Source organism: Streptomyces sp. CA-294286, from assembly GCF_050947155.1.
Lineage (GTDB): Bacteria > Actinomycetota > Actinomycetes > Streptomycetales > Streptomycetaceae > Streptomyces.
Genome location: NZ_CP192004.1, coordinates 718,705 through 744,395, shown reverse-complemented (window position 1 = coordinate 744,395; position 25,691 = coordinate 718,705). Strand labels below are relative to the sequence as shown.

Genomic DNA, 25,691 nt, shown 5'->3' with positions numbered 1-25,691 from the left:
GGGGGATGCGAGGAGGGGGTGGAGCCGGTCCGGGGCGCGAACGCCCCGGACCGGCCCCCGGGTGCAGGAGCGGCGACGTGCGCGCTCCTCGGTGCAGGAGTGACGAGGTGCCTACTCCTCGTCCTGGCCTTCCTCGGTGTTGCGGAAGGGGACCGTCACGGTGATGCCGACGCTCGGCTTGCGGTTCTCCTCGTCACCCGCGAGCGGGTCGTTGTTGATGATGTCCTTCTGCATGGTGGGTCGTCCTCTCCGTGGAGTGGTGCGGGGTATTGCCTCCGGCCGGTACGGCGGCGTGCTCCGTGGGACCGGACTCCCCACGCCGGGTGGCGGGGGATGCTGAGGGGGCGGCGCGCCGGGGGCCGCGCAGGGTGCGGTCGAGGAAGAGCAGGGCTTCGCGCAGGGCGCGCACGTGGTCGGCGCCGTCGTAGCCGTCGTGGCCGGTGTCCAGCCAGAGCACGTCGTGTTCCTTCTGATGCTGCGTCAAGTCTGCGGAGTAGTGGACGACTTGTTCCGGCGGGCACTTGGCGTCGTGCCGCGCCGCGACGATCAGGAGGGGGGCTTCGACGCCCGGGAGGTAGGTGTGCGGCGAGCTGCGTGCGTAGACCTCGGGCAGCTCGTCGGGGGTGCCGCCGAAGAGGCTTTCGTCGAGGGCCCGCAGTGCGGGGGTCGTGGTGGCGTGCGCGAGGACGAGGTGGGCGACGGGCTTCACGGCGACCCCCGCCTGCCAGAGACCGGGGCGGACGCCGAGCGCGAGCAGGGTGAGGTAGCCGCCCCAGGAGGTGCCCCACAGCGCGAGCGCGCCCGGGTCCGCCCAGCCTCGGTCGATCAGAGCGGCGCGCGCTGCGGCGAGGTCGGCTACCTGGGTGAGTCCGACGCCCTCGGTCATCGCGGACCGCCAGGCGGGCCCGTACCCGGTGGAGCCCCGGTAGTTGACGCGGGCGACGCCGAAGCCGGAGGCGACCAGGGAGTGCACGGTGCCGTCGTAGGCGTCCCGGTCGTGGTCGGCGGGCCCTCCGTGCACGAGGAAGACCGTGGGCACGGGGCCGCGCGCCCCCTCCGGGAGGGTGACCAGGGTGTGCAGGTCTCCGTCCGCGCCCGGGGTCCACACGTCGTACGACACGCCGGGCATCGGCTCGGGGAGGCGCGGCAGGGTGGGCAGGGGGGTGCCGGCGCTGGAGGCGGTGCGCGGGGGTTCGGTGGTGCTGGTCCAGAGCGTGTGCAGGTCGTCGGCTCCGTGCTCGGCGGCATCGAGGAGGGTGCCGGGCGCGGTGGGCAGGACGGTGACGGTGCGGGCGTCGAGGTCCGCCCTGTGCAGGACGCTGCGGCCGTGCCGGTCCTGACGGATCAGTACGCTGCGGCCGTCCGGTCGCCACCGTGCGGTGATCTCGGTGTCGAACGCGGCCCAGGCGTGGGTACGGGGGGCTTCGCCGGGCCGCCAGGTGGCGAGGAGGTAGCGCCCGCCGTGCTCCCGGACGAGCAGCAGGTCACGACGGTCCTGGGCCGGCGTGAAACCGAGGGACCACCACGCGCCGTCGTCCTCCTGAAGTGCGGCGGTGCGCGCGCCGTCGGAGGTACGGAACACCGTGACGGCATGCGGGGAGCGGGCCCGGCCGCCGACCGCGAGGAGCGCCCCGTCCGCGCTGATGCCGGTCAGGTTGGCGTGGTACGGAAGGCGGGTGATCCGGTGGGCGGCGGCGCCGCGCGTTCCGCCGTACAGGGTGGTGCCCGACGCGTCGCCCAGTGCGAACACGACGAATCCGCCGGCGTTGACCGCGAGGCCGCGCGCCTGGCCGACGGGCGTCTCGCGCAGGCCGTCGCGCGTCGGTCCGCCGCCGAAGGGCTGGAACCGCCACCGGCCGAGGCCGTGCGCGTCCTCCTCGAACCACCACACGTGCGCGTCGGCGTCGATGGAGCAGTGGAAGGTGCCGCCCGGCCGGTCGGTGACCTGGCGGGCGGTGGCGGTGGCGGTGTCCCAGGTGAAGACCTCGCAGCGGCCTTCCGCGTCGGCGGTGAACACCATGCGGGAGGGGTCGAGCGCGCACACCTCGGGGAGGGCGGCACGGAAGACGCGGTAGCGGGCTTCGGACGAGGCGGCGGCGGCGACCCCAGGGCGGCGGGTCATGAGGGGTCTCCGGTGGTGCGGGGGCCGCTGGTGTCGCTGGTGTCTGAGGTGGTGGTTGAGGTGGTGGCTGAGGTGGTGGCTGTGACAGTGGCAGGGGCGGGGCCGGGGGCTGAGGGGGTGCTCGGGGCTGAGGGGATGCTGGGGGCTGAAGGGGTGCCGGCGGCTGAGGAGGTGCTGGAAGCAGGGGTGGCGACGCCCGTGTCTGGTGCCGGACCCTGCTCCGTACTCCCCGCACCGCCCGCACCGCCCGCACCGGCACCGCCCGCACCGCCCGTGAGCGTATGGGCACGGGCCTGGGCCCAACTGGTGTACGTCGCAAGGCCGAGCAGCGCCGCGGCGCAGCCGAGGGAGGGCCCGGCCGCGCCCGTCTCGGCGAGCACGCCTGCCGCCGCCGGGCCGAGGGCGGCCGCCCCGCCCGCACCGGTGGCGAGCACCGCCCCGGCGCGTGCCTGGAGGTGTACCGGGGTGACGGCGATGGCCCGGGACTGCAGGACGACGGTGGCCACGGGCATCGCCAGACAGATCCCGCCGAAGAGCATGGCCTGCCACCACGGCGAGCGAGTCGCGGCCAGTGCTGCGGTGAGCGGTACGAGCAGCCAGGTCACCGCGAGGACGCCGCGGGCCGCGCCGATGCGGACGGCGAGCGCGGGCGCGGCGAGCGCCCCCGCGATCCCGGCGGCTCCCGCGACGGCCAGGACCGCCCCGGTGGCGGTGCCGCTGTGCCCGTCGCGCTGGAGGGTGAGCAGGACCCCGAAGTAGAGGGCGGCCAGCACACCGTTGACGACGGAGGTCCAGAGGAGGACCAGACGGAGGACGGCGGACTCCGTCACGAGGCGCAGGCCGGCGGCGAGTTCGGCGCGGAGGGGGGTACGGGGCCGGGCGGGGGCGGTGGCGGCCCCGCCGTCCGGTCGGGCTGCCGTCGGAGCCGAGGGCGACGGCCCGTCGGGGTCCTCAGCGGGCTGCACGTGCTGCGGCCCGACCGGGTCGACCACCGGCAGGTCCTTCGCAGCCTCATCCGGCGGCTGAGCGCTCCGCCGCCGCCCCGGCGAAGTCACCGGCCGCTCCCCCGCAACCCCGCCCGGCGGCTGATCGCTCCGCCGCCGCCCCGGGGCAGCCACCGGCCGGTCCCCCGCGGCCCGGTCGGGAGCGCGCAGGTCCGCGCGCATGGACCGTACGCAGAGGGCGGTCACCGCGTACGAGAGGGCGTCGACGGCGAAGGGCAGGGCCCGGCCCAGCTGGTACAGGGCGCCGCCGAGCACGGGGCCGAGGACGAGGGCCAACCGCTCCCCCACCTCCAGTCGGGCCACTGTGCGGGCGTATCCCTCGGGCGGAGTGAGCATGGCGATCGTGCCGCGTGCGGCGGCTTCGTACACGGCGGTGGCGAAACGTTCCACCAGTACCCCGGCCAGCACCAGCGCCAGGGGCGGACGCCCCGTGGCCACCGCGACCGCGACGAGCGCCATGGATAGGGACGCCGTGCACGCGGACCACACCATCACCGGTTTGCGGGCCCCCCGGTCGGCGGGGACGGCCGCCAGCGGCCCGAGGACCAGGCCCAGGAGCGCCGAGGCGGCCACGACGACGCCGACCGCGGCGGGCGAGTAACCCAGGGCCAGTAGCAGTAACGGAAGCACCACGCCCGAGGTCTGGCTGCCGAGTGCGTCGGCGGTGTGGGAGGTCCAGAAAAGTCGCATGTCGCGCGACGCGGCTCCGGCCGCCGCGGGTTTCGGGGTGCCGGAAGCCACCGGGCCCGGCGCACCGGCCTCCGGCGGGGGGCCGGGAGGATCCGAGTCGTGGTCCGCCCGCGAAGCCGAAGTCCCGGCCATCCCAGCCCCCTTCCGGTTCTCTCGATGCAGGCAACGGCCCTCAGGTGCTGGCGCCGGCCCCGCACTGCGGAGTCGATCGCCCTCACACGTACGCGGTCGGCACGCGACGCCGTGTTCGCGAATGCGCGGGCACGACAATGTCGTTCACGATTCGTCCAAGACATTGCAGAGTTGAAGAAGGAATTGAAACGAGCCGGAGCCTAACCACCCTTCTTCGAGCGCCACAAGACGGCTGCCTTCCCTTGCGCGAGCCTCCCGGCGGCTCGATTCCGCTTGTGCGGACGGAGGCGGTACGAGATCACCGCATCGTTCGAGGCTTACCGGCGCACGGCCTCCTGGCACCGTCTCTCACGCCCGGTGGGCCGTTTCGGCGCGCGTGGAATGAATTAGCTCGGGCACACACGACGCACACCCACCTGCGCGTCACGGGTGACGGCCGCATTCCCGGTGGCAAAGCCCTGCACCGGACTGCGCCGGGAGTGCGTCGAAGACTTCGCCCCGGGGGAAGGCCGTACTCCGAGAAGTCGGGGCGCGACCCCGTCTGCGCCGCAAGCCCTTTCCCCCACACCATGATTGGCCGGAAGAAGCCCTGTACCGCCACGGCGCTTTCCGGCCGCGACGGGGAGGCAATTCCGGCCGCGCGAAACCCGCACCGCCTCTCGTCGGCACCGACGCGCACTCCGTCCGGAATCCGGCAGGTCGACCGCCGCACGAGGAGACGTCCGAGGAGTGGGGCTTACGAACGGCTCGCGCGTCCGCGTCCTTCCTTGGTTACCCAGACTCGACTCAACCGGGTTACGCAAAGGACGTCCTGACGCACTTTCACCCGCCGTACGACCGCCTGGGCCCCGACCATCCCCTCCCCGGCCCTCCCCCAGGGCGACATGCGCCCACCCAGCGGCGACCGACGGGAAACGGCTCGAAGGGACCGTCGGTCCACCGTTGCCGCCCGTGCGCGAACTCTTGACACCCGTATTTCGGCCGCTCTACCTTCCAGGACACGTGAGAGCGCTCTCAGACGCCCCTACCGTCAGGACTTCGAGGTGCTGTCCATGCACTTTCCCCGCTCGCGTCCCTCCCCCCACCGCAGACCAACCGCCGCGCTGATACTGGCCGCCGCGCTCACCGCCGTGGGCCTGGGTCCCGCCGCGGCGCCTGCGGCAGCCGCCAACGTGCCCGTAGGCTCCGGCAGTTACTCCGACACCCGCCCCCCGGGGACCTCCGGGCCCACCACGAACACCGGCGCGCCGGTGACGCCCAAGGTCACCGCGGCCGCCAAGGGCAGGCCGGTGCCCACCAACGACTGGTGGTCCTCGCTGGCCTTCCAGCGGTACGGCGACAACCCGTACTCCACCCCGATGTACGGGCACCCGCTCACCTACCAGGCGACCGCGGGCGGCCTGGAGATCGGCTATCCCACGACCCCCGCGGTCGTCGGGGAGGGCCGCCAGTACGAGTACGCGCACAAACGGGACCTCACGCTCGGCCTGACCGGTCTCAACTCCCCCGACACGAAGGCCGACGACTGGTCCGACTGGACCGTCACCCCGTACTGGTCGGACGGCGCCCGCACCCTGCGCACCACCATCGGTCACGGCATGCCCTTCGTGTACGCGAAGGGATCGGGCGGCGACGCCCGGATCACCACCGCCGCCGCGCCGACCGTCTTCGCGGACCAGGGCAACGTCCTCGGCATCACGGTCTCCGGCCACCACTACGCCCTGTTCGCGCCGAGCGGCAGCGACTGGACCGTCTCGGGTTCCACGCTCACCGCGGGTCTGGGGGCCAAGGACTACTTCTCGCTCGCCGTCCTGCCCTCCGCCGACGCGCTCGCCACGTACAAGAAGTACGCCTACAGCTTCGTCACCGGCTCCAGGGCGACCTGGTCCTCCGCGGCGGGGTCGGTCAAGGCGGCCTACACCCTCACCACCCGGGCGCAGGAGGGCACCGAGACCGGCACGCTCCAGGCGCTCTACCGCCACCAGTGGCTGCACACGTCCGATCCGCTGACCCCTTACACGTACGTGTCGCCGCGCGGCACGATGAAGGTCCGCGAGGGCACGTCCTTCAGCACCGCGCAGAAGGCGTCGCCGGTCCTGCCCGCCCTCCCCAAGTCCTCCGGCGTCGACCGGGCGCGTCTGAAGACGTACCTCGACGAAGTGGCGAACGCCGCCGACCCGTTCTCGGGAGCCACCGACACCTACTGGACGGGCAAGGCGCTCGGCAGGCTCGCCCAACTGGTGCCGGTGGCCGAGCAGATCGGCGAACCGGCCACCCGTGACAAGCTGCTCGGCCTGCTCAAGGGCCGCCTCCAGGAGTGGTTCACCGCCGGGGGCGCGAGCGAGTTCTCGTACGACAAGGACTGGAAGACGCTGACCGGCTACCCGGCGTCCTACGGCAGCGACACCGAACTCAACGACCACCACTTCCACTACAGCTACTACGTCTACGCGGCGGCCGTCGTCGCCCAGTACGACCAGGGCTGGGCGGCCGACTCGGCGTGGGGCGGCATGGTCAAGACGCTCATCAAGGACGCGGCCAACCCCGCACGCGGCGACACCGCCTTCCCCTTCCTGCGCGGTTTCGACGTCTACGCGGGGCACAGCTGGGCCTCCGGGCACCAGGGCTTCGCGGCGGGCAACAACCAGGAGTCGTCGTCCGAGTCGACGAACCTCAGCGCGGCTCTGGTGCTGTGGGGGTCGGCCACCGGGAACGCGGAACTGCGCGATCTGGGGGCCTACTTGCTGACCACCGAGTCGGAGGCGATCGCCCAGTACTGGTTCGACGCCGACGAGCAGGTCTTCCCCGCCGGCTTCGGCCACGACACGGTCGGCATGGTGTGGGGCAGCGGCGGGGCGTACGCGACGTGGTGGACGGCGAACCCGGAGGAGATCCACGGCATCAACGTGCTGCCGGTGACCGGGGGTTCCCTCCACCTGGCCGGGCACAAGAACGCGATCCGGCGCAACCTCGCCGAGCTGGTCCGGGAGAACGGCGGGCCCGCCGTCGAGTGGCGGGACCTCCTCTGGGAGTTCGAAGCGCTCGCCGACCCGGCCGCCGCCAAGGCCAAGTGGGACGCGGGTCACGCCGGTTACACGCCGGAACAGGGTGAGTCCAAGGCGCACACCTACCACTGGATCAACACCCTGGACGCGCTCGGCGCCCCCGATCCCTCGGTGACGGGCGACCTCGCGACCTCGGCGGTCTTCGCCAAGGGAACGGTACGCACCTACGCGGCGCACAACTACGGCACCTCGGCCCGCACGGTCACCTTCTCCGACGGCGCGACCCTGACGGTCCCGGCCCGCTCCACGGCGACGGGCACCGGAACGGGCGGCAACCCCGGCCCCGACCCGGACCCGGACCCGCCCACGGGGAACGTCTTCCAGCTCCGCACGGGCGGCACGCTCACCACGGCGACCGGCTCCGCGGCCGGCAGCGACACCGTCGCATCGGCCGACGGCGCGAACCACGACGGCACCCCGTACCGTCCGCTGGTCTACGAGGCGAAGCGGGTCAACGGCACCCTCACCCCCGGCAGGTCCACCGCCTTCCGCCTCCAGTTGGACGCGGGGACCGCGGTCGGCCTCGGCCAGCAGGCCAGGGTCAGCTACGACCTGACGGGGGACGGGAGCTTCGAACGGACGGAAACCTACCGGTACTTCGCGACCGACCCGGTGGCCGGTTGGGAGTCGTACCGCCAGGACAGGGGCCTCCGGTCGGCGACGGGCAGCCTGGGTGACCTGAAGGGCGGAACCGTGCGCCTGGAGGTGTGGTCGGCGATCGGCAACGCACCGGCCGAGCTCCGGACCGGGACGACCGATTCGACGCTGACGATCCCGTTCGGCTGAGCGGCACAGGCGGCCGGCCGCACGGCAGCCGCGGGCGTAGGCGGGGCCCTCCGGCCCCGCCTATGCCTACGCCGAGGCCCGGCGCACCAGTTCGGTGGGCGTGACCACCGACTCCGGCCCCTCCGCCCCGGCGCCCCCGTCGGCGAGCATGCGCATCAGCAGCCGAACCATCAACCGGCCCATTTCCTCCACGTCCTGACGAACCGTCGTCAGGGCGGGGACGGTCCGGTCGACCACCGAGGCCATGTCGTCGAAGCCGACCACCGCGACGTCCTCCGGAACCCGCAGCCCGCGCTCGCGCAGCGTCTTCAACACGCCCGACGCCATCAGGTCGTTGGCGGCGAACACCGCGTCCAGGTCCGGGCACCGGTCGAGCAGCTCGGCCGCCGCCCGCGCCCCGCTCTCCTCGGTGAAGGCTCCCTCGGCGACCAGCTCGGGGCCGGTGGCGGGACGCGCGTCACGGTAGCCGTGGTACCGGTCCACCGCGGAAGCCTGGTCGAGCGGCCCCGCCACGTGCGCGATCCTCTGCCGGCCGAGCGAGACGAGGTGACGTACCGCGTCCCGCGCGCCGCCCCGGTTGTCGCAGTCGACGTACGGCACCCCGAGACCGGACGTGGTGCCCGGCCTGCCTCCGTACACGCACGGCACCCTCATCCGGCTGACCACCGAGGGGAGTTGGTCGTCGTGGTGCGGCGAGAACGCGAGTGCCCCGTCGACGTGCCCGCCCCGCAGATAGCGGGCGACCCGGTCACGGTCGCCCGGCCCCTCCACCCACAGGAGGACGAGTTGGGAGTCGTGAGCCGTCAACTCACGGCTGATGCCACGCAGTTGGCGCTCGAAGAAGGGATCCGAGAAGATCCTGAACTCCGGTTCGGCGATGATCACCGCGACGGCGTCGTTGCGCCGGGTGACCAGGGTGCGCGCCGCCTGGTTCGGGACGTATCCCAGCTCCTCGACCGCCCTGTGCACCTTCTCCACCAGCGCGGGGCGTACCCCGGCGCCGCCGTTCACGACGCGGGAGACAGTCGCCCGGGAGACACCGGCACGGGCCGCGACCGCTTCCAGCGTGGGGCGGGCCGCACCCGGCCCAGGACTCTGCTCGGGCAAGGGGCGCTCCTCGTCTCCGTCGCACTGCTGCCGGGCCAGGCTACCCGCTCCGACCTGCGTCGCCCCACCCGACGGGACACCCGGACGCCGAGGCGTACACCCCTCGACCGCCGGGGCCGGCGCCCCGTGGGTCCCCGCCCGTCGCACCGGGCGGGGAGTGGCGAAGCGGCGAGAATGCGGTGTGAAGAACGACGAGGAGTACAGGGAAGAAGCAGCGGGAGGGGCGGGCGCGACCGCCGAGGACGCAGAGGAGCTCTCCACGCTGGTGCGCGACCTGCTGGGGTTGATGATCTCGGTGAAGATCGAGGCGGAGAACCCCCCGCGCGGGACGGCCGTCCGGGCCGCCGAGCGGATCCGCGCGGAACTCGGGCAGCCGAACTCCCGCATCCAGGACGCCGGCAACGGGGTGGACGCGGTCCTGGGACCGCTCGGCGGAGACGCCGACGCCCCCGGCCCCGCCTTGCGGTCCGCGACGGCCGCCCTGGGCGGCGACTGGGGGGACGTCGGTGTCACGACGACCGACGCGGGGCCGGTGCACCACGTCGCCCGTGCCGCCGGACAGACCCCGGGCGGAGCGGACGCCGTAGGGATTCGTCTGTGGGCGGCGAGCGCCTGGGCTCTCGTCCGCTACGCCGAGGAGCACTCCTGAGACCCGGCACGCGGGACGCTGCGGCTGCGGCTGCGACCGGACATGCGGGACGCCGCCCCCTCCGCGCCTGTGCCCGGCCTCGTCCCACCCCGCACCACACCGCGCCGCAGGTACGACGGGTCGACTCCCCACTCGCCACGGCGACATGGCCGGATTCGGTGACCCGTGGCCGCCGGGCTTCGGGAGCCGCTGCCGCGTCATGGGCGTACGGCTGCCGGAGCCTTCCCGCACCGGCGGCGCTCGGCAGCGGTGAGCAGGAGGTCGAGCAGGACCGCCAGGTCGACCGCGCCCTCCGCGTCGTCGGCCCAGCGGGTCGTGTGCAGCGGGCGCACCTGGTCGAGCGCCGGCGCTGTCCCGCCCGCTCGTTTCCCCACCCCGGCAGGGTGCTCGAAACGCCGGCGCCCGCTCAGGGGGCGTCAGCCGAGTAGTGGAGGCGGCAGGCGATGCCGGGGCCCGTGGCGCGGGGTTCGCCGGGGCGCGGATCGTACAGGGCGCGACCGCCGGGGAACTGCCCCAGCTCCGTGGGCAGCGCGACGCCGCCGTCGAGTTCTCCGGCCGGCCACCCGTGGATGTCGAGCAGCAGACCGTCCAGTGGTCCGCCGACCAGTTCGGCGTAGGTGCGGTGCGGGAGGGGGCCGGGGTGGGGAACGTCGTGGTCGCAGCCGTAGACCCGGCCGCGCAGGAGTTGCTCGTCGTCGTTCATGCCGTTCAGCTTTCCAGCCGCCACTGACAATGAGCCCCGCGCCTCCAGAATCCGCTGGTCGGCAGAGGGTGATCAGCGGGACGGGAGGGGAGCCAGAGCGTGCTCCCACTGGTCGGCCGCGTGCAGCAGGGCGGTCGTCTCCGTCCGCACGTCCACGGAGTACTGGTGGACGGCGGGCCGGTCGTCGCCGCGCTGCCACGGAGGTGCTGCCTCCAGGGAGAGGTGGACGCGGATCACCGCCGCCCCGCCCTCGCTCCGACCGGCGAGGCTGAGGGCCACGAGCGGCTCGATGAATGTCACGTCCGGGGCCAGCGTGCCCTCGGCGTCGGGTTCGGTGACGGCCACCGTTCCGGCCGCCACCGCGCGCAGCCACGAGGTCACCTCACGGGCCTCATCGGTGAGCAGGCACGGCTCGACGAAGGACCAACTGCCCTGCACAGTCGTCACCGTGCCTTCGATGACCAACCAGTTGTCGTCGTACGCGTCGCCCCGGGGCGTGGCGAACTGGTACCGCACGGGACGGAGGCCGACACTGCTCGCGGGATCACTCAGAAGCATGGGGCCCAGGGTGTCACGGGTCGGCGGGCGGTGCGCATCGGGCCCGGCGGACGGTGCGCATCGGGCCCGGACGGCTCCTCGCGCAAGGTCGGAGGGCCGGCCGGCACCGACGGGGGACACGACGCGCGCCGACGGGTGGAGGGCGCCGGGGAGTTCGTTCCCAGAGGGCCCGTGCGCCTCCGCGCGCATCGCCCCCGCACGCATCGCCTCCGCGCGCATCGCCCCCCACTCCTCGCCTCCGCACGCATCGCCCCCGCGCATCGCCCCGGTGCCGTCAGGGGGCCGGGGTGCCGCGGTCCTGTGGGGCGTCCTCCTTCAGGGCCTTGGTCTCGCTCTTCAGAATGCGCATCGACTTGCCCAGTGCGCGGGCGGTGTCGGGCAGTTTCTTCGAGCCGAACAGGAGGATGAACGCGCCCGCCAGCACCAGCAGGTGCCAGGGTTCCAGTGCGTTGCGGATCATGTCGCCGCCCTTCGTCTCTGTCGCACGGTCTCTTCGCGGCCGAGCCGCCGCGAATGTCTTCGCAGCAAAATTAGTTGCTACATTGCGCAACTGTAACAACTGATGCATGTGCGTCGCCGCGCGCCCCCGGGACGGCACATGCGGATGCGGGCACGACGCGAAGGCACGGAGATGACCAGCAGCCAGCACGCACAGCACGGACCCCGCACGCGCCGCACCACGATTCCGCCCGGCCGCCGTCCGGGCGGGCCCCGTGGCGGAGGCGGACGGCGGCGGCGCCCCGCACGCGGTCGCCTGCGTCTCCTCCTCACCGTGGCCCTGGCTCTGACCGTGCTCGGCACGGCCGGAGCCGGCTGGCTGTACCTCAAGCTGAGCGGCAACATCGAGACCTTCGGCTCCGACGGCATCGCCGACGACCGGCCCGACGCGGCTGCCGTCGGCGGCAAGAACGTCCTGGTGATCGGCTCCGACGCGCGCACAGGCGGCAACCGCGGGCTGGGCGGCGGCGACAGCGACGACGTCGGCCGCTCCGACACCGCCTTCCTGCTGCACGTCTACGCCGATCACCGGCATGCCGTCGCCGTCTCCGTCCCGCGCGACACGCTGGTCACCGTGCCGGCCTGCCGTCTGCCCGACGGCTCGTGGACCGAGGAGCGGCGGGGAGCGATGTTCAACACCGCCTACTCCGTCGGTCAGACGCCCCAGGGCAACCCCGCCTGCACGCAGAACACCGTGGAGAAGCTCAGCGGGCTGCGCGTCGACCACACGGTCGTCGTCGACTTCAAGGGCTTCGCGGAGCTCACGGACGTCGTCGGCGGAGTCCAGGTGTGCCTGCCGGCCGACGTGTACGAGCGGGACCTGAACCCGCATCGGGCCACGCGCGGAGAGCGCCTGTTCCGCAAGGGCGTGCAGGAGGTGCGCGGCCAACAGGCCCTGGACTACGTACGCCTCAGGCACGGCCTCGGCGACGGCTCCGACATCGGTCGCATAAAGCGCCAGCAGGCCTTCGTGTCGGGCCTGTTGAAGAAGGTGAAGGAGGAGGGGTTCACGCCCACGAAGCTGCTGCCGCTGGCGGACGCCGCCACCAGGTCGCTGACGGTGGACCCGGGACTCGGCTCCGCCGACAGGCTCCTCTCGTTCGCCCTGTCGCTGAAGGACATCGAGCTGAGCGACACCAAGTTCGTCACGGTTCCCTGGAAGTACGAGGGCAACCGCGTCGCGGTCGTCGAGCCGGACGCGACGGCGCTGTGGACGGCGCTCCGGGAGGACCGCACGCTCGACGGCCACGACGCCGGGGGCGAGGGCGGACCGGCGGCGGACCCGCATGCCGCTCCCTCCAGCGATTCCCGTACGGGGACGGCCGGTTCCGGCCCACGGACGCCTGATTCCGGCACGGCGGCGGCCGTCTCGGGGGCCGGAGCCCGGGTCGCCCTGTTCAACGGCACCACCACGGACGGCCTGGCCGCGCGCGCCGCCGAGCTGCTCTCCGGGCACGGTTTCACCGTGTCCACCACCTCCAACGCGGCCGACCGGAACGCCTCCGCCACCACCGTCCGCTACGGCCCCGGCCGCGAGTCGGACGCCGGGAAACTCGTGCGCCTCCTGCCGGGGGCCACGGCGCTCCCGGTGCCGGACGCGGGACTCGACGTCGTCCTCGGGGCGGACTTCGCACGGTCGGCTGCGCAGCCCGCCTCGGCGCCGCAGCCGACGGCGGCTCCCTCGCGTGCCGCGCGGGAGGCCCGCTCGGCCGACCAGGACCTGTGCTCCGACCTGAGTTACGGCTGACCGGTTCCCGCCGCGGGCAGGGCCGCGCGGTGCCGGGGCGGGTTACGGATGCGCGCCGTCCGCACCGGGCTTCCCCGGGTGCGCTCCCGCGCCGCGCCGCCGCCGGTAGCAGTGCCGTACGGCGGCCAGGGCGGCCGCGTACCCCGCCAGCACGGCTGCCAGGAGCGGGTAGTAGACGGCCGGCAGGCCGCTCATGCCGAGCAGCGGTCCCAGCGGGGAGAGCGGCAGCAGCACCCCCGTCGCCGCCAGCGCCGTGGCCGCCCACCGCACCGGGCCCGGCGTCCGGCCCTCGGCGGCCCGCCTCCCGGTCCGCAGCATCACCATGACCAGCGCCTGGGTGAGGAGGTTCTCGGTGAACCAGCCGGAGTGGAAGGCGACCTGGTCGTCCAGGGCGAGCACGCCGGGCAGGCACAGCGCGAGCACGGCGAAGGTGGCGAGGTCCGCGACGGCCCCCAGTACGCCGAATCCGGAGATGAACCGTACGAAGGCGCGCGGGCGCAGCACCGTGGGGCGGCGCAGCGCGGACGCGGCCGGACGGTCGTGGGCGAAGGCGAGCTGAGCCGCGTCGAAGCAGAGGTTCTGCACGAGGACCTGGAGGGGGAGCATCGGCAGGAAGGGCAGCAGCAGCCCCGCGGCCAGCATCGCGAGGACGTTGCCGAGGTTCGACGAGAGGGTGACCCGCAGGTACGAGGCGATGTTGGCGCCGGCGGCGCGGCCGGCCGTGAGGGCGTGATCGAGGGCGGTCAGGTCCTTGGCCGCGAGCACCACGTCGGCGCTCTCCCGCACCACGTCGACGGCGCCCTGCGGACTGCAACTGACGTCGGCGGCGAGCAGGGCGGGCAGGTCGTTGACGCCGTCGCCGAGGAATCCCGTCGTGTGCCCCGCGGTGCGCAGCGCGGTGACGACGCGTGCCTTGTGCAGGGGTGTGCACCGGGCGAAGACCATGGTGCCGCGTGCCAGGGCGGCCAGTTCCGCGTCGTCGGCGGCGTCGATGTCGGCCCCGGTGCGTACGGTGCCCGGCGTGACGCCCAGGTCGCGGCAGGCGCGGGCGGCCGTTCCGGGATGGTCGCCGGTGAGGATCTTGACGGTGACGCCGCGCTCGGCGAGGCGCTCCAGTGCGGGGCCCGCGCTGGGCTGGACGGCGTCGGTGAGGGTGACGAAGCCGCGGAAGCTCAGGCCGCGTTCGTCGGCCGCGGTGACGGGCCGGGCGCGGGCGGGCCGCTCGGCGGTGGCGACGGCGAGGACGCGCAGCCCGGAGCCGGCCGCGCGGGCGGCGTCGGCGAGCAGGGTGTCGCGCTCCGGCCCGGACAGGGCGCAGCGCTCCAGGACCTGCTCGGGGGCTCCCTTGACGACGAGGGTGTGCGTACCGAGGGCGTCGGGGCCGCGGACGACGGCGGTGGACAGGCGGCGCTGCGGGTCGAAGGGCAGCGCGGACTCGCCGTCGTAGGCCATGAGGTCCTCGGGGTCCACCGCGTGCAGGAGGGCTTCGTCGAGGGCGTCGGGGGCGGGCAGTTCGGCGAGCTGGAGGGTCCACCAGGAGTTGACGGCGGCCCAGTGCAGGACCGTCGCGTCGGACCGGCCCGCCGCGTCCCGTGTGCCGTGGACGACGGGGCGGTCCTCGGTGAGCGTGCCGGTCTTGTCCAGGCACAGCACGTCGGCCGCGCCGAGGTCGTGCAGGGCGGAGAGCCGTTTGACGATGACGTCGTGCGTACGGGCGAGCCGGGCGGCCCCCCGGGCCAGGCAGGTGGTGACGACGACGGGGAGCATCTCGGGGGTGAGGCCGACCGCGACCGCCACGGCGAAGGGGAGGGTCTCCAGGCCGCGCCCGCGCAGGGCCGCGTTGGCCAGCAGCACCAGGGGCGGGGTGAGCAGCATGAAGCGGACGAGGGTCCAGGAGATGCCGCGCACGGAACGGTCGAACGCGCTCACGACCGGGCGCCGCGGTGCTCCGCGGGCGGCGGCGAAGTGGGTGTCGGCGCCGGTGGCGAGCACGACGGCCGTACCGCTGCCCGCCGCGACGCTGCTCCCCTGGAAGCAGAGGTGCGGCTGCCCGAACACGCCGGGGTCCGGCGCGTCGGCGGGCACGTCACGGGCGCTCTTGTCGACCGGTGCGCTCTCCCCCGTGAGCGCCGCCTGATGGACGCTGAGGCCCGGGGTCCGCAGCAGCCGTACGTCGGCGGGCACCAGGTCGCCGGGGCCGAGCAGGATCACGTCGCCGGGGACGAGGTCGTCGACCGACACTTCCCGTACCCGTCCCTCGCTCGCTTCGTCGTCGCGGCGTCTGGTGCTGACGGTGGCGGTGGTCCGCTCGCGCAGCCGGTCGGCGGCCCGCTCCGCGCGGTGCTCCCCGGACGAGCGGAGCACGCAACTGACCGCCACGAGGGTGAGGATCACGCAGGCGGTGCCCCAGGACGCGACCGCGGCGGAGATCAGACCGAGGCAGAACAGCACCGCTGCGAAGGGGTCGCGCAGGCCGCGCACCAGCCGCAGGGACCACGACCGCACCCGCCGGACCGGCGGGGCGTGGGGGCCGTGCCGGAGCAGGCGTTCGGCGGCCTGCTCGTCGGTCAGCCCGCGGGGGCCGGTGTCGAGGGCGCGCAGTGTTTCGAAAGCGGTCGCGAGGAAGGAGCTGTCTGCTGCGGCGGAGGGCGTCCCTCCGGTCCTGCGAGGCGCGGTGAGCCGCTCAGTCACCGGCCGACCGCAGGCGGCGCAGCGGGGCGTGGGCGCGGTCCTCGGCCCGTTCCGTGAGGCGGCCGACCATCAGGCGTACGACCTCGACCACGTCGGCGTCGTCGACGTAGTACACCTGTCTGCGGCCCTCGCGCCGGGCGCGCACGAGGCCGGCGAGCTTGAGCTTGGACAGGTGCTGGCTGACGGCGGGCAGCGCGCCGCCGACTCTGTCGGCCAGGCCGGTGACATCGCTCTCGCCGTGTGCCAGGACCCAGACGAGGTGCAGCCTCGCGGGGGCGGCGAGCAGTGCGAACGCCTCCGCGGCCCGGCTGAGCACTTCGGCGGACGGGTCCCCGGACGTGCCGGAACCTCGGGAACCTGCGGCCACCGTCGTCACTCCCGTCCCTGCCGGCCCACTGCCGGCGCACCACCCGAAATCCGTCGCTCCAGTCTAGGCGGGGCTCATCCCGGGTCCCGGCACGGACGCCGGGCCCGCAGGCGCAGCAGAGCGGCGGCGCCGCCCAGGACGGCGGCCGTACCTGCCGACACCAGGACGAGCACGTGGTACGCCGCGGAGAGGTGCTCCACCGTCGAGCCGTCGGAGTAGACGCAGGCGGTGCGGAGAGGCCAGAAGGTCTGCGTCAGGGTCTCGAAGCGGGCGCCGGTGGTGGACTCGTCCGCGCACACCACCGGGAACGGGCCACCCACGAGGACCGCGAACCAGCCACAGCAGTACACGAGGGCCGCCGAGGCGAGGAAGCACACGGCGAGCACCGCGCAGAAGCCGGGCAGGGGCACCGGACGGATCCGCGACAGGACCACGGCGACCGTCGCGGCGGCTCCCGCGGTGGCCAGGGCGAGGAACGACAGCATGCCCCTCACCATCACCAACGGGGTGGCCTTTCTTCTCCGGTCGTCCGGGGCGCGCGGGCCCGGGGCGGCGCGCCCGGGGCGGGTGGCGCGGCGCAACCGAGTGTCGCACTGCCCTGACGATCACGGAGCGTGACCGATCGACATGCGCAGGACGCGGGTCCGTGTGAGCCTGGTCGAGGTTCAGGGGCATTCGCCCCGGAACCTCCCCACATCTCCCTAGGAGTGACATCTCATGGGCATTGGCGACCAGTTCAAGGACAAGGCGCAGGAACTGAAGGAGCGGGCCGAGAAGAGCATGGACGGCGCGAAGGACCGGGCCAAGGAGTCCGGCCAGCAGGCCCGCGAGCGCGGTCAGCAGGCCCAGGACCGCGGCCGCCAGGCCCGGCAGCAGGGCGAGGAGCGGGCCGACGGGGCACGTCGTGCGCGCGACGACGCCGACGAGCGCTACGGCAACTGACGCCTGGTCGCCGACCGCTCCCCGTGTCCCGGATCCGGGACGCGGGGAGCGGTTCTTGCTGTCCGGGCCGAACCGCGGAGCGTGACCGCGGCTTTGGCAGGCGACATGCTCCCGGTGCCGGATCAGCGCCGGGCAAGGCGCGGGCGCGGGCCGCTCCGGGTCACACCCGCGCCTTCTTCGTGGCGACCCGCACGTGGTCGACGCGCATCGGGTGGCCCGGTTCCGTCGCCGGGCCGGGCACGGCTCCGTCCGCCTCGGGGAGTTTCCCGCCGATCGCCACGTTGAGGATCAGGAACACCCCGTGGTTCACCGCCTCGTCCCAGGTGGCCCGGTCCATGTCGGCCGCGCGCACCCGGTGGTGGACGCGGCCGTCCACGTACCAGCGGATCTCCTCGGCGCCCCGGCCGAGGTCCACCTCCACCGCGTACGTGTGGAAGGCCGTGCGGCAGTCCGGGCAGGGGCGGGGCGCGGAGGACAGACCCGCCGGCTCCTTGCAGGGTCCCCCCGGGAGGGTCCCGCAGTGCAGGGTGGAGAACACGGTGTCGCGTCCGTTGACGGATTCCACGATGTCCAGCTCCCCGACGCCCGGCCAGCCGCTGAAGCTCTCGCGCAGGGAGCCGCCCAGGGTCCAGAACGCGGGCCAGTAGCCTGCCGCCGCCGGCCCGGTGACGTCCGGCAGGGCGAGGGACGCCTCGATGCGCAGGACGCCGCCGGGCGGGGGTGCGAAGTCGGCGCGGCGGGTGGTGAGCCGGCCGGAGCGCCACTGGCCGTTCTCCCTGGTGGGCACGATCTCCAGGACTCCCTTTCCGTCCAGGCGGACGTTGTCGGTCGAGTCGGTCATGGTCTCGATCTCGCCGGTGCCCCACTGCGGGGCCGGACAGCCCGGGTAGCAGGTGCCGAGGTCGTACTGCCAGTGGGCCGTACGGGGGCGGCTGCCGGCCGGGCCCTCGAAGTCGTCGCGGAAGACCTCGGTCCAGCCCGCGGCGTCCGGCTCGGCGGCGGTGCCCGGCTCCCCGGCGTCGGGCCCGGCCCCGGCGTCGGGCTCAGCGGCGTCCGGCTTGGTCCCGGGGCCGGGTTTCTCCCCCGCCGGCGGGGGCAGTGCGCCCGTGCCGGTCAGGAGGCGTTCCAGACGGCCGGTGAGGAGCACGGCGGCGACGTTCGTGAGGTGGGCGTCGTCGCGGTACAGCAGGATGCCGTCCCGGACGGCGGGGCACGTGCGCGCGGCGGGCGGGCACAGGACCTCGTTGACGCCGACGCCGTGCACGCCGGGCACGGCCCCGGCGGCGATCAGCTGGGGCAACGGGTCGGGGTGCAGGGCGTCGTCGCGGGGGAAGTCGCACGCCTGCGGGTCGTCGAGGTGGCCGGAGACGCACGCCGGGATGTCCTTGCCCGGTACGGGGGTGTCCTCCAGGTGGACGACCGGCGCGCCGGTCCTGCGCAGGGCGGCGAGGGTGTGCTGCCAGCCCTCCTTGAGGAGTTTGTGGTCGGCGGTGTAGCGGTTGAGCGAGGAGACGACGATCAGCCGGGGCCGGGGCCCGCGGTTCAGGCGGTCCAGGGTGTCGGCCCGCCAGGTGTCGCACTCGTGATAGGTACGTCCCAGCTGCGGGTTGCGGACGGTGAGCCGGGGCAGCGGGCAGCCCTGTTTCACCAACTCCTGGAGCGCCCAGCCGCGTTGTGAGGCGAGGGCGAGCAGCGGGGAGAACCACTGGCCGGCGTGCGAATCGCCGAGCAGGACGATGCGGTCGGGGCTGTCGGTCGCGCCGAACAGGCAGGTGGGGCTGCGGGTTTCGGCCGGGGCCACCTGGCACGCGCCGTCCGGCGGGAAGTCCTTGCGCGCCTGGAGGGGACTCGGCTCGGGCGGGCCCTGCGGGGGCCGGGCGCCGGGGGTCCTGGCGAGGAGGCCGGGCCCGGTGACGGCGCCCTGCGGCAAACCCTTCAGGTCCACGGGCTGGGCGGGGCCGAGGTGTTGGAGGGCGGTCGTGCCCATCACCAGCGCGAGCACGACCGGCAGCACGACGGCCGAGACGCCGACCGCGAGACCGCGCCGCGGCAGTTCGGAGACGGTCCGGCTGCGGCGCAGCGGCTGTTCGACCCAGCGCCAGGTGGCCAGGGCGGGCAGGACGGCGGCCAGGGTCAGGGCCGTCTTCGCGGGCCAGTCCAGGGGCCCGAGGCGGGCCTCGGCGAGGACGAGCACGGGCCAGTGCCACAGGTAGAGGTTGTACGAGAGCCTGCCGATCGCTCGGGGTGCGCGGCCCGCGAGGAGCCGTCCGACTCCGTACGCGCCCTGAACCTCCCGTTCGCCCCGGCCGGGGACGGCGGCCAGGATGACGGCCGCGGTGCCCAGGGTCGGCACGAGGGCCGCGGCGCCCGGATAGGGGGTGGTGGCGTCGTACCTCAGGACGCTGCCGAGGACGGCCGCCGCGCCTGCCCAGCCGCACAGCAGCCTGAGCGGGCGCGGTCCGCGCAGCAGGTGCCACGGAAGCAGCGCGAGCAGTGCGCCGACGCCGAACTGCCAGACCCTGGCGGGGGTCGAGAGGTACGCCAGGGCCGCCGAGTCCCCGGTCCAGTACAGGCTCAGCGCGAACGTGCCGAGGACCTGCGGGAGGGCGACGAGGGCCACCGCCCCCCGGGCGGCCCGGCCCCTGCGGGCCGCGCGGAGCCCCCGGACGGCACCGAAGGCGCACAGCGCCAGCAGAGGGGCCCAGAGCAGGTAGAACTGCTCCTCGACGGCCAGGGACCAGAAGTGCAGCAGCGGGCTCTGGTCGTGGCCCGCGGCGAGGTAGTCGGTCTGCTGGGACACGAAACGCCAGTTGGCGACCGACAGGGCGGCGGCCAGGACGTCGTGCGCCAGGTCGGTGCGGCGCAACGGCGCGGTGAGCCACGCTCCCGCGACCGCGACGGCGGCGAGGACCACGGCGGCGGAGGGCAGCAGCCGGCGGGCGCGCCGGGAGAAGAAGTCGCCGAGACGGATGCGGCCGGTGCTGATCGCCTCCCGGACCAGCAGCCCGGTGATCAGGTAGCCGGAGATGACGAAGAAGACGTCCACGCCGACGAATCCGCCGGCCAGACCGGGTATGCCGGCGTGGAAGGCGAGGACCGCGAGGACGGCGACGGCGCGCAGACCCTCGATGTCGGGGCGGAAGGCGGAACGGTGCGGGTTCGGACCGGACTCGCCCGCGGGTCGTACGGGGTCCTGGCGGCGGGTGGGTCCGGGCCGGGCGGGCGGGCGTTCGGGGACGGCGGGGTGGTTCACTGCGGGAGGACCTTTCGACTCGGCCACGGGCGTCAACTCAGCCACGGCAGCATCGGGTTGACCCAGCCGGACGCCAGCAGGGCGGTGAGCAGGAGGAGCGCGGAGGCGGCCAGGGTTTCCGGCCAGCGGCGGGGCAGCACCCGGGCACGCGGTGACGCGTCCGGTGCGTACGTCATCGGCGCGTCGCGTCCGGCCGTGCCCCGGAGCGCGGTCGCGGCACGCCGTACCCCGTCGGACAGGGGGCGCGGCGCCTCGGCGGGACGCGGCCGTCGCGCCGCACGGCGTTCGGCCCGGAGGGCGCCGATGAGGGGCACGTTGATGTGGCACTGGACCAGGAAGTAGAGGACCAGGCCCCAGTTGGGCTCCCACCCGTTGCGGACGACGGCCAGGGCCAGGCCCGCCGCGGCCGCTCCGTTGGACAGGACGAGCCAGCCCAGCGAGACGGCGATCACCCGTGCGGCCATGCCGCCCCCGGCCTGCGCCCCGCGTGCCCCGGTGGGGACCCAGGCGGCGCTGCGGCCCCGCACCGTGTGCAGGAACGCGGTCGCGGCGGCGACGCTGGTCAGGACGTTGGCGCGGACGACCTCGACGCGCCAACGGGTACGGCTGACGCGCGGCAGCAGGACGTGCCACAGCCAGAGCGGGGCGAGCAGCGGCAGGACGTGCCAGGGGCGGATGTCGTCGGGGTGGAAGTACAGCATCACCAGCGGCGGCAGGGGCGCGGCGAAGGTGTTCACGGCCGTCGTGAGGTAGCCGACGACGCCCTCGTAGAAGCACAGCCGCATCCGCCAGGGGGCGCGCATCCGGCCGAGCACCGGGTGGGACAGCAGGTGCAGGTTGCCCATCGCCCAGCGGTACTGCTGGTTGACGTAGGCGCCCAGTTCGTCGGGAGAGGTGCCCTTCGCGACGAGGACCGGGACGTACTGGGTGCGGAAGCCCTGCTCGTGCAGGGCGAGTCCGGTGTACAGGTCCTCGCTGTGGGCGATCCTGGCGAAACCTCCGGCGAGGTCGAGTGCGCGCCGCCGGTAGACGGCGTTGCTGCCGCAGCAGATGGCGGCGTCGCTGGCGTCCCGGGAGGGCTGGATCCAGCGGAAGAACCATTCCTGGGCCGATCCGGCGGCGCGCTGGACCCAGCCCATGGTCTCGTCGGTGTCGAAGCACTGCGGGCTCTGCACGATGCCGACGCGGGGATCGGCGAGGTAGGGGACGAGGTGGTGCAGGAAGTCCGGGCGGGGCGCGAAGTCCGCGTCCAGGATGGCGACGAGTTCGGCGTCGCTCAGGGTGAGGGCGTGGTTCAGGTTGCCCGCCTTCTTGAGGTGGCCGCGGTCGGGCCGTACGACGTACCGGTAGCCGTGGTCGGCGGCGAGCCGTGCGACCTCGGGCCGGTCGGCGTCGTCCAGGACCCAGACCGTGAGCGGCCCGTCCCAGTCCAGCGCGGCCACCGCGCGGTAGGCGTTGGCGAGGACGGGCAGGGGTTCGCCGCAGGTCGGCAGGTACAGATCGACTCCCGGCGGTTCGACGGGCTGCCAGGCGCGGACGAGGACCTCGTGCGACTGCCGGGTGAGCCGGCGCCGGCGCAGGCTGTTCACGGAGGAGAGCACGAGGGCCACGCAGTTGAGGCCGAGGACGGCGAGAAAGGCCCACAGGGCCGGCGTCCGGAGCGCGAACGTGAACATGGTCGCGGCCGTGAGGACGAAGGCGAGCGAGGTGCTGACCAGGACCCAGCGGCGCTGCGGGCCGAAGTACCAGAAGAGCTCGTCGTCGGAGGGAGGCTGTGGAAGATGATTGATCGTCATAAAGCGCCCCTTGGCTGCGTATAAGGGTCTATCTGCTTCCTTCAGCGCCTCACTGTAGCGCCAAAGGTATAGACCAATAAACGGGTGCAGCGACAACTGGCTTGATATGACACGTAATTGACAGGGTCGCAATGGTCCAGACCTCTGGGTGCATTCGATCAAGCGGGAGAGCCGCACCGGGTGGGCGGAAGACACCTTCGGGTGAACTGTCCGTGAACACCTGCCGTGCCGTCACGGAGCCGTCGGGCCGTCGGCAGTCGTCGACCGCGGCTCCCCCGGGCAGGATGAGGACACGCCCTGCCCGGCGCAGCCCTTCCTCCAGAGCCCTTGGGAGCCCCGATGACAGTGGACCGGCACCGACTCACCATGAGCGACACGGGCCGTGACGCCGCGGAGCACTACGAACGGGCCGTGGACGCACTGCTCTTCTTCCGCCCCGAGGTCACCGACCGGGCGACGGACGTCCTGCGGGCCTCCCCCGGTTCCCCGATGGGGCACGTGCTCCACGCCTACCTGGCCGTTCTCGGCACGGAGCAGGCGCAGGCCGCCGCGGCCCGCGCCCCCTTCGCCCGCTTCCGCGCCGCGCTCGACGACGCGCGGACCACTGCGCGGGAACGGTTGCACCTGGCCGCGGCCGGGGCGTGCCTCGACGGCGACCTCCACGGAGCCGCCCGGCTGCTCGACGAGTTGTCGGTCGGCTGGCCCCGGGACGCGCTGGCGCTGGCCGCGGGCCACCAGCTCGACTTCCTCACGGGCGACGCGGGCCGGCTGCGCGACCGCATCGGCGGGGCGCTGGGGGCCTGGGACGAGACGGACCCGCACTACGGCCCGCTGAAGGGGATGTACGCCTTCGGCCTGGAGGAGTCCGGCCACTACGAGCAGGCGGAGGAAGCGGGCCGGCAGGCACTGGCCCTCAATGCGCGCGACGTCTGGGGCGTGCACGGCGTGGCGCACACCTTCGAGATGCGCGGCCGGTTCTCCGACGGCATCGCTTTCCTCGACGCGCACGTCGCCGACTGGTCCGCCGGCAACTTCCTGAACGTCCACAACTGGTGGCACTACGCGCTGTTCGCCATGGAGTCGGGCGACACCGACCGCGTCCTGGACGTGTACGACGCCTCGGTCCTTCCGCACGACTCCGGCACGGACGCACTCGCCATGCAACTGCTGGACGCGTCGGCCCTGCTGTGGAGGCTGCTCCTGGCGGGCGACGCGCAGCCGGTGCGCTGGCACCGGCTCGCGGACTTGTGGGCCGGGCGCGCGGACGGTCCGCACTACGCGTTCAACGACGCCCACATCGTCATGGCGTACGTGGGGGCCGGCCGGATCGCCGACGCGGAACGGCTGGTGGCCGACCGTCGCCGATGGCTGGCCTCCCCCCGGGACGCGGCCGGGCCCCAGGTGTCGAACCGGGCCATGACCGCCGACGTGGGCCTGCCCGTCTGCGCGGCGCTCCTCGCGTACGGGACGGGCCGCTACGAGGAGGCGGTCGAGCTCCTGCTCCCGGTCCGGCACCGGCTCGCCGGGTTCGGCGGCAGCCACGCGCAGCGGGACGCCGTGCACAAGACCCTCCTGGAGGCCGCACTCCGCGCCCGCCGCACCGACCTGGCCCGTTCCCTGATCAGCGAGCGTCTCTTCCTTCGCCCGGCCTGCCCGTACAACTGGCTCGCCCGGGCCCGGCTCGCCGATCAGTTGGGCCGCCACGCCGAGGCCAGGACCGCCCGGCACCGCGCCGGCCACCCGGCCGGTCCGGCCGACTCCGCCTGACCGCCCGCCCGGCTCGGCTCGGGCGGACTGCGTCCCGGGGCCTACGCGTAGGGGTCGAAGGCGATTCCGGACGGCTTGGCCTTCGCGAGGTGCGCCGCGAAGCTGCCGTCCTTCAGGCCGAACACGGCACTGCCGAAGTCGGTCCGGCCGAGCTTGTCGCGCAGCCCCGCGGGGTAGCCGTTCCAGCCCACCAGGGCGGGGAACTGCCAGGCACGCTCGTGGTTCTCCGGGGGCTCGTCGTTCGCGTTCGCGGCCCGGAAGCAGTGCGTGCCCGCGCCGTCCTTGTGGTAGACGACCTTGGGGTGCGTGCCGTCCCAGCGGATGCGGTCGCGGGGGTGGACGGCGAACTTCCCGTGCGCCGAAGTGGCCACGTACCGCGCCTCGTCGTTCTGCACCCACACGACGACGTGCTCCCAGTCGTGCCGGTGTCCGCCGAGACCGCTGCCCGCCACCGCCTGGTCCTTCTCGAAGTACAGGCCGTACATGACGGCGCACCAGCCGTTGTTGCACTTCTGGCGCGCGTATCCGTTGGTGTTGTCGAGGTCCCGGGCGTCACGGCACTGGCCGTTGAGGGCACCGGAGGGCTTCAGGCCGCCGTTCGTCGTCCCGTCCGGGCCGATGGCGGCGGTGGGGTAGCAGCCGTCCGTGTCGTAGTCGAAGGCCGGCTGGTACGTCCGCTCCAGCGCGTCCGCGTGCGCGGGCAGCGCCTGCGGCGGCTCGGCGTGGGCGCTGCCGGACGCGGCGAGGACCAGCGCGACGGCACTCGCCAGCACCAGCGGCATCCTGCGGATCCGTGACGTCCTCTTCACTGTGTCCCCTTGTCGTCGGCCTCCGGCACACCCCGTCTTGACATGCCCATCCCAGATTGAGTGAACCCCGTGACCGTTCCGGCGTCCAGGGATGTCGCCGGGATGAAGCGCCGGCCAACGCTTGCCCGGCGCGGACCCGGCGGCCCGGAGGGGGCCGCGCTCGGCGGAGGCCGCACCCGCGTCCCGCGCGCGGAGTGCGGGGCGGCGGCGTTGTGGCGAGCCGGTGGGCATGGAACGATGCGCGGACGCGGGGCCCGCCGGGCCGGGCGAGGCATCCGTGACGACGCCGGGCAGGACCCACCACGGCCCACCGGACGCCCGAGGGAGTACGACGAGGGGACGCACGCCATGGACGACGAGCAGACGCACCGGGCGGCGGCCGTCTTCGACGCGCTGGGCGCCGACTACGAGCGCGCCTTCGGCGGTTCCCCCGCCCACCACGACTCCCTGCGCCGGCTGCTGGACGACCTGGCCCCCGGCAGCCGGGTTCTCGACGTGGGCAGCGGCACGGGGCGGCCCACCGCTGCCGCCCTGGCCGCGGCCGGGCACCGCGTACTGGGCGTCGACGTCTCCCCCGTCATGGTCGCTCTCGCGCGCCGGCAGGTGCCCGAGGCGGAGTTCCAGCAGGCGGACATCCACGACATGCCCCTGCCGGAAGCCTCGTTCGACGCGGTCTGCGTCTACTTCTCGCTGCTCCAGATGTCACGCGCCGAACAGTCCGCCCTCCTCCACCGCCTCGTGCGCGCCCTGCGGCCGGGCGGGCTCTGCGCGCTGGCGACGGTGCCCCTGGACGTCGAGGACGTCCAGGGCGTCTTCATGGGCCGCGACGTACGGGTGACCAGCTTCGCCGCCGAGGACTTCACCGCCGCGGTACGGGAGGCGGGGCTGACGGTGACCCATCAGGAGGGTCTCCTGTTCACGCCCGCGCACCCCGGCGCCGGACCCGAGCCCCACCTCTTCGTGCACGGCCGCCGGGAGCGGTCGGACCCGCACCCGACGGCCTGA

At 73.9% G+C, this 25,691-nt stretch carries 20 protein-coding genes; 6 read left to right on the top strand and 14 right to left on the bottom strand.

All coding sequences use genetic code 11. The features are described 5' to 3' along the window. Window positions 1–111: 111 nt before the first annotated feature. From ACQPZG_RS03230 to ACQPZG_RS03220, 3 genes are read right to left on the bottom strand one after another with little or no spacing between them, the layout of a single operon-like run. Complete coding sequence (locus ACQPZG_RS03230) at window positions 112–234, bottom strand: hypothetical protein (RefSeq protein WP_266661285.1); 123 nt, start codon at window positions 232–234, stop codon at window positions 112–114. Continuing rightward, window positions 194–2,122, bottom strand: coding sequence for an alpha/beta fold hydrolase (locus tag ACQPZG_RS03225; protein WP_433544214.1), 1,929 nt, complete (start codon window positions 2,120–2,122; stop codon window positions 194–196). The genes ACQPZG_RS03230 and ACQPZG_RS03225 overlap by 41 nt, the downstream gene beginning before the upstream one ends. After that, window positions 2,119–3,816 (bottom strand): MFS transporter, encoded by a 1,698-nt coding sequence (locus ACQPZG_RS03220; RefSeq protein WP_433544213.1) that lies wholly within the window; start codon window positions 3,814–3,816, stop codon window positions 2,119–2,121. The genes ACQPZG_RS03225 and ACQPZG_RS03220 overlap by 4 nt, the downstream gene beginning before the upstream one ends. Window positions 3,817–5,000: 1,184 nt before the next feature. Here ACQPZG_RS03220 and ACQPZG_RS03215 point away from each other — a divergent pair. Continuing rightward, window positions 5,001–7,799, top strand: a complete 2,799-nt coding sequence (locus ACQPZG_RS03215) for a glycosyl hydrolase (RefSeq protein ID WP_433544212.1) — start codon at window positions 5,001–5,003, stop codon at window positions 7,797–7,799. Window positions 7,800–7,865: 66 nt separating this feature from the next. Here ACQPZG_RS03215 and ACQPZG_RS03210 read toward each other — a convergent pair whose 3' ends face one another. Next, a complete protein-coding gene (locus ACQPZG_RS03210) occupies window positions 7,866–8,906 on the bottom strand; it encodes a LacI family DNA-binding transcriptional regulator (protein WP_433544211.1) in 1,041 nt (346 codons plus the stop codon). 181 nt (window positions 8,907–9,087) lie between these two features. Here ACQPZG_RS03210 and ACQPZG_RS03205 point away from each other — a divergent pair, with 181 nt between their 5' ends. Then, window positions 9,088–9,555, top strand: a complete 468-nt coding sequence (locus ACQPZG_RS03205) for a hypothetical protein (RefSeq protein ID WP_433544210.1) — start codon at window positions 9,088–9,090, stop codon at window positions 9,553–9,555. A 197-nt stretch (window positions 9,556–9,752) separates the two neighbouring features. Here the strand turns inward: ACQPZG_RS03205 and ACQPZG_RS03200 are convergent, their stop codons facing one another. The 4 genes from ACQPZG_RS03200 to tatA all read right to left on the bottom strand — a co-directional run bounded on the left by ACQPZG_RS03200 (window position 9,753) and on the right by tatA (window position 11,276). Further along, on the bottom strand, window positions 9,753–9,929 hold the full coding sequence (locus ACQPZG_RS03200; protein ID WP_433544209.1) for a hypothetical protein: 177 nt from the start codon (window positions 9,927–9,929) through the stop codon (window positions 9,753–9,755). A 32-nt stretch (window positions 9,930–9,961) separates the two neighbouring features. Beyond that, window positions 9,962–10,258, bottom strand: a complete 297-nt coding sequence (locus ACQPZG_RS03195) for a hypothetical protein (RefSeq protein ID WP_433544208.1) — start codon at window positions 10,256–10,258, stop codon at window positions 9,962–9,964. A 72-nt stretch (window positions 10,259–10,330) separates the two neighbouring features. Next, a complete protein-coding gene (locus ACQPZG_RS03190) occupies window positions 10,331–10,816 on the bottom strand; it encodes a WapI family immunity protein (protein WP_433544207.1) in 486 nt (161 codons plus the stop codon). 274 nt (window positions 10,817–11,090) lie between these two features. After that, complete coding sequence (tatA, locus tag ACQPZG_RS03185; protein WP_433544206.1) at window positions 11,091–11,276, bottom strand: Sec-independent protein translocase subunit TatA; 186 nt, start codon at window positions 11,274–11,276, stop codon at window positions 11,091–11,093. A 171-nt stretch (window positions 11,277–11,447) separates the two neighbouring features. On the opposite strand from tatA, the gene ACQPZG_RS03180 reads away from it, so the two are divergent. Next, window positions 11,448–13,061: an LCP family protein gene (locus ACQPZG_RS03180; protein WP_433544205.1), complete on the top strand. Its 1,614-nt coding sequence runs from the start codon at window positions 11,448–11,450 to the stop codon at window positions 13,059–13,061. Window positions 13,062–13,103: 42 nt separating this feature from the next. On the opposite strand, the gene mgtA is transcribed toward ACQPZG_RS03180, so the two are convergent. The 3 genes from mgtA to ACQPZG_RS03165 all read right to left on the bottom strand — a co-directional run bounded on the left by mgtA (window position 13,104) and on the right by ACQPZG_RS03165 (window position 16,604). Continuing rightward, entirely contained in the window at window positions 13,104–15,752 is a 2,649-nt protein-coding gene (gene mgtA, locus ACQPZG_RS03175) for a magnesium-translocating P-type ATPase (RefSeq protein ID WP_433544204.1), read from the bottom strand. Continuing rightward, window positions 15,745–16,119, bottom strand: coding sequence for a metalloregulator ArsR/SmtB family transcription factor (locus ACQPZG_RS03170; RefSeq protein WP_433544203.1), 375 nt, complete (start codon window positions 16,117–16,119; stop codon window positions 15,745–15,747). Before ACQPZG_RS03170 ends, mgtA begins: the two co-directional genes overlap by 8 nt. Before the next feature lie 74 nt (window positions 16,120–16,193). Further along, the gene (locus tag ACQPZG_RS03165; protein WP_433544202.1) at window positions 16,194–16,604 is read right to left on the bottom strand and encodes a hypothetical protein; all 411 of its coding nucleotides are present in this window, start codon (window positions 16,602–16,604) and stop codon (window positions 16,194–16,196) included. A gap of 232 nt (window positions 16,605–16,836) precedes the next feature. On the opposite strand from ACQPZG_RS03165, the gene ACQPZG_RS03160 reads away from it, so the two are divergent. Then, on the top strand, window positions 16,837–17,061 hold the full coding sequence (locus ACQPZG_RS03160) for a hypothetical protein (RefSeq protein ID WP_433544201.1): 225 nt from the start codon (window positions 16,837–16,839) through the stop codon (window positions 17,059–17,061). A gap of 160 nt (window positions 17,062–17,221) precedes the next feature. Here the strand turns inward: ACQPZG_RS03160 and ACQPZG_RS03155 are convergent, their stop codons facing one another. After that, window positions 17,222–20,191, bottom strand: a complete 2,970-nt coding sequence (locus ACQPZG_RS03155) for an SGNH hydrolase domain-containing protein (RefSeq protein WP_433544624.1) — start codon at window positions 20,189–20,191, stop codon at window positions 17,222–17,224. 155 nt (window positions 20,192–20,346) lie between these two features. Then, window positions 20,347–22,110: a glycosyltransferase family 2 protein gene (locus tag ACQPZG_RS03150; RefSeq protein ID WP_433544200.1), complete on the bottom strand. Its 1,764-nt coding sequence runs from the start codon at window positions 22,108–22,110 to the stop codon at window positions 20,347–20,349. A gap of 339 nt (window positions 22,111–22,449) precedes the next feature. Here ACQPZG_RS03150 and ACQPZG_RS03145 point away from each other — a divergent pair, with 339 nt between their 5' ends. Continuing rightward, complete coding sequence (locus ACQPZG_RS03145; RefSeq protein ID WP_433544199.1) at window positions 22,450–23,877, top strand: tetratricopeptide repeat protein; 1,428 nt, start codon at window positions 22,450–22,452, stop codon at window positions 23,875–23,877. A 41-nt stretch (window positions 23,878–23,918) separates the two neighbouring features. Here the strand turns inward: ACQPZG_RS03145 and ACQPZG_RS03140 are convergent, their stop codons facing one another. Next, window positions 23,919–24,686, bottom strand: a complete 768-nt coding sequence (locus ACQPZG_RS03140; RefSeq protein ID WP_433544198.1) for an NPP1 family protein — start codon at window positions 24,684–24,686, stop codon at window positions 23,919–23,921. Window positions 24,687–25,034: 348 nt separating this feature from the next. On the opposite strand from ACQPZG_RS03140, the gene ACQPZG_RS03135 reads away from it, so the two are divergent. Continuing rightward, the gene (locus ACQPZG_RS03135; RefSeq protein ID WP_433544197.1) at window positions 25,035–25,691 is read left to right on the top strand and encodes a class I SAM-dependent methyltransferase; all 657 of its coding nucleotides are present in this window, start codon (window positions 25,035–25,037) and stop codon (window positions 25,689–25,691) included.